Genomic DNA, 3741 nt, shown 5'->3' on the forward strand with positions numbered 1-3741 from the left:
TCTCCCCGTGTCCCGACATCCGATCCCACCCGGGCGCCCGCGCGCGACGACCCGCGCCCGTGCCGGCGCTGCGCTCGTCGCTGCGATCGTCGGCCTCGCGCTGGCCGGGTGCACGCCGGCTCCTGCGTCCGAGCCGGATCCGTCCGCGACTCCGACTCGATCAGGGTCGTCGACGGGTGGCCCGACGAGCACGGCGACACCCGAGCCGACCCTCGTGCCCGACGGCACCGCGGCCGACAACCTCCCGCTGTTCGCGGCGATCACCGCGTCGGTGTGGGCCTCCGAGGACCGCAACGGGGGGCGCGCGTACATCGACGCGCTGGTCGTGGCCGGGTTCGACAAGGCGGCCATGCAGGTCACCCGCGACCGATCGACGGTCGGCAACCAGGCCGAGAGCATCCAGTTCTCCGTGAAGTGGGGCGAGGAATGCCTCATCGGTCAGGTCGGCCCAGCGACAGGAGACCCGGTCACCGTCGTCGTCCCCGTGCTCGTCGAGGGAACATGCCTGGTAGGAGAGACGCGTCCGATCGATTGGTGACGCGGCGACGGCATCCCGCCGTGGAGGGCATCCACTGTGCCGGTCGTGGCTGCGCCGACGGCCGGTAGGCTGGGACGCTGACCTCTGTTGTTCAAGGAGAACTGACACCGCATGGCTGAGTACATCTACCAGATGGTCCGAGCGCGCAAGGCGGTCGGTGAGAAGCTGATCCTCGACGACGTCACGATGGCGTTCCTGCCGGGTGCGAAGATCGGCATGGTCGGCCCGAACGGTGCCGGCAAGTCGACGATCCTCAAGATCATGGCCGGTCTCGATCACCCCTCCAACGGCGAGGCGAAGCTGAGCCCCGGGTTCTCGGTGGGCATCCTGATGCAGGAGCCCGTGCTCGACGAGTCCAAGACGGTGCTGGAGAACATCCAGGAGGGCATCGCGATCAAGGCGAAGGTCGACCGGTTCAACGAGATCTCGGGCCTCATGGCCGACCCAGACGCCGACTTCGACGCGCTGCTGGCGGAGATGGGCACGCTGCAGGAGGAGATCGACGCCGCGGACGCATGGGACCTCGACTCTCAGCTCGAGCAGGCCATGGACGCCCTGCGCACGCCGCCGGGCGATGCGCCGGTCACCCACCTCTCGGGAGGGGAGAAGCGCCGCGTGGCGCTCACCAAGCTGCTGCTGCAGAAGCCCGACCTGCTGCTGCTCGACGAGCCGACGAACCACCTCGATGCCGAGAGCGTGCTGTGGCTCGAGCAGCACCTTCAGAAGTACGCGGGCGCCGTCATCGCGATCACGCACGACCGGTACTTCCTCGACAACGTCGCGGAGTGGATCGCCGAAGTCGACCGCGGCCGCCTCATCGGGTACGAGGGCAACTACTCCACGTACCTCGAGAAGAAGGCCGAGCGCCTCGAGGTGCAGGGCAAGAAGGACGCGAAGCTCGCGAAGCGCCTCGCCGAGGAGCTCGACTGGGTCCGCTCCAACGCGAAGGGCCGCCAGGCGAAGTCCAAGGCCCGCCTCGCGCGCTATGAAGAGATGGCGGCCGAGGCCGACCGCACCCGCAAGCTCGACTTCGAAGAGATCCAGATCCCCCCCGGGCCGCGCCTCGGCAGCGTCGTCATCGAGGCGAAGAAGCTGCAGAAGGGCTTCGACGGGCGCTCGCTCATCGACGGACTGAGCTTCAGCCTGCCCCCGAACGGCATCGTCGGCGTGATCGGTCCGAACGGCGTGGGCAAGACCACGCTGTTCAAGACGATCGTCGGCCTCGAGCCGCTGGACGGCGGCCAGCTGAAGATCGGCGAGACCGTGAAGATCAGCTACGTCGACCAATCGCGGGCGAACATCGACCCGAACAAGTCGCTGTGGGAGGTCGTGTCGGACGGACTCGACATCATCACCGTCGGCAAGATCGAGATCCCGTCGCGCGCGTACGTGTCGAAGTTCGGGTTCAAGGGCCCCGACCAGCAGAAGAAGGCGGGCGTCCTTTCCGGCGGCGAGCGCAACCGCCTGAACCTCGCGCTGACGCTCAAGGAGGGCGGCAACCTCCTGCTCCTCGACGAGCCCACCAACGACCTCGACGTCGAGACCCTGCAGTCGCTCGAGAACGCGCTGCTCGAATTCCCCGGCTGCGCCGTCGTGATCACGCACGACCGGTGGTTCCTGGACCGCATCGCGACGCACATCCTGGCGTACGAGGGCACCGATGAGGACCCCGACAAGTGGTACTGGTTCGAGGGCAACTTCGAGGCGTACGAGGCGAACAAGATCGAGCGACTCGGGCCCGACGCCGCACGTCCCCACCGCACCGCGTACCGCAAGCTGACGCGTGACTGACACCACCGCGCCGACGGTCGTGCCGAGCACTTCCGGCCGTCGACTGCATCTGCCCATCCCCCTGCGGTGGGGAGACCTCGACGCGTTCAACCACGTCAACAACACGGCGATGCTGAAGCTGCTCGAAGAGGCGCGCGTGCGCGCGTTCTGGGCGCCGGCTGCCGGCGAGGACGCGCCCGAGACCGCCCTGCTCGACTCGAGCATCTACAGCGGCATCCTGACGCTCATCGCACGCCAGGAGATCGAGTACTTCGCGCCGGTGCCGTATCAGCGGCAGCCGCTCGACGTCCAGATGTGGTTCGGCAAGCTCGGCGGATCGAGTATCGAGGTCTGCTACGAGGTCTTCAGTCCGATCGAGACGTCACCGACCCGAACGCTCTATGCGCGGGCGACGACGGTGGTCGTGAAGGTGGATGCCGCGACCGGCCGCCCGATGCGTCTCACACCCGAAGAGCGCGCGGCCTGGTCGCCCTACCTCGGTGAGCCGCTGGTCTACGCCCATCGCCGCTGAAGCCCGTCAGCGCGCCGCCGGCGACGCGTCCGCCGGTGCCGCGGCATCCGGCACGCGCACCATGATCTCCTGCGCGACGGTCGCCAGCAGCATGCCGTCCGACGAGTACACGCGGCCGGTGGCGAGTCCGCGGCCGCCGCGTGCGCTCGGCGACTCCTGCACGTAGAGCATCCACTCGTCTACGCGGCCGAAGCGATGCCACCACATCGCGTGGTCGAGGCTGGCGACCTTGAGGCCCGGAGTCGCCCACGACACCCCGTGCGCGCGCAGGATCGACTCCTGGATGGTGAGGTCGCTGAGGTATGCCAGCGCTGCCCGGTGAGTGCCCGGGTCGTCGGGAATGGTTCGCCGCACCCGCATCCAGACCGCCTGCCGTGGCTCGCGCGCGCCCGCGACCGAGGTGTAGATCGGCGACGGAATGTGCCGCACATCGACCGGGCGGTCCGTGAAGAACCGCTTCGACATCGGGTGCACCCCGCTCAGATGAGACTCGACGTCGGGAAGCTCGTCCGGGCCCGGCAGCCCCTCGGGCATCGGGTCCTGATGATCCAGCCCGGGATCCTCGTCCTGGAACGAGGCGATCATCGAGAAGATCGGAACGCCCTCCTGGAAGGCCTGCGTGCGGCGTGTCGAGAACGAGCGGCCGTCGTGGATGCGGTCGACCGCGAACGTGATGCCCTTCGTCGAATCGCCGGGGCGCAGGAAGTAGCCGTGCATCGAATGCACGATGCGCTCCTCTGGGAGGGTGCGCTCGGCGGCCACGATGGACTGGGCGAGCACCTGGCCGCCGTAGACACGCCCAAGGGGCATCGACTGCGAGACGCCGGTGAAGATGTCCTCGGTGGTCCGCGCGTCGGACCCGCTCAGATCGAGCACCGAGAGCAGCGAGGCGACGGGGTCG

4 protein-coding genes are annotated in these 3741 nt (G+C 68.4%); 3 read left to right on the plus strand and 1 reads right to left on the minus strand.

Features of this window, described 5'->3' with window-relative positions; all coding sequences use genetic code 11:
- Positions 1–7 precede the first annotated feature (7 nt).
- The 3 genes from EIO58_RS14310 (at position 8) to EIO58_RS14320 (ending at position 2840) form a co-directional block, all read left to right on the plus strand.
- Positions 8–538, plus strand: a complete 531-nt coding sequence (locus EIO58_RS14310; RefSeq protein WP_446723929.1) for a DUF6993 domain-containing protein — start codon at positions 8–10, stop codon at positions 536–538.
- A 111-nt stretch (positions 539–649) separates the two neighbouring features.
- Complete coding sequence (ettA, locus tag EIO58_RS14315) at positions 650–2329, plus strand: energy-dependent translational throttle protein EttA (RefSeq protein WP_127820095.1); 1680 nt, start codon at positions 650–652, stop codon at positions 2327–2329.
- Entirely contained in the window at positions 2322–2840 is a 519-nt protein-coding gene (locus tag EIO58_RS14320; RefSeq protein WP_240658879.1) for an acyl-CoA thioesterase, read from the plus strand. Before ettA ends, EIO58_RS14320 begins: the two co-directional genes overlap by 8 nt.
- A 6-nt stretch (positions 2841–2846) precedes the next feature.
- Here the strand turns inward: EIO58_RS14320 and EIO58_RS14325 are convergent.
- Positions 2847–3741, minus strand: an 895-nt coding sequence (locus EIO58_RS14325; RefSeq protein ID WP_164861728.1) for an acyl-CoA thioesterase, incomplete at its 5' end; no start/stop codon positions are given.

Origin of the sequence: Microbacterium sp. CPCC 204701 (assembly GCF_004010105.1) — a bacterium.
Taxonomy (GTDB): Bacteria; Actinomycetota; Actinomycetes; order Actinomycetales; family Microbacteriaceae; genus Microbacterium.

What these genes read in the sequence shown, in the direction of transcription:
- ettA (WP_127820095.1), top strand. Translation starts at nt 650, where the DNA reads ATGGCTGAGTACATCTACCAGATGGTCCGAGCGCGCAAGGCGGTCGGT.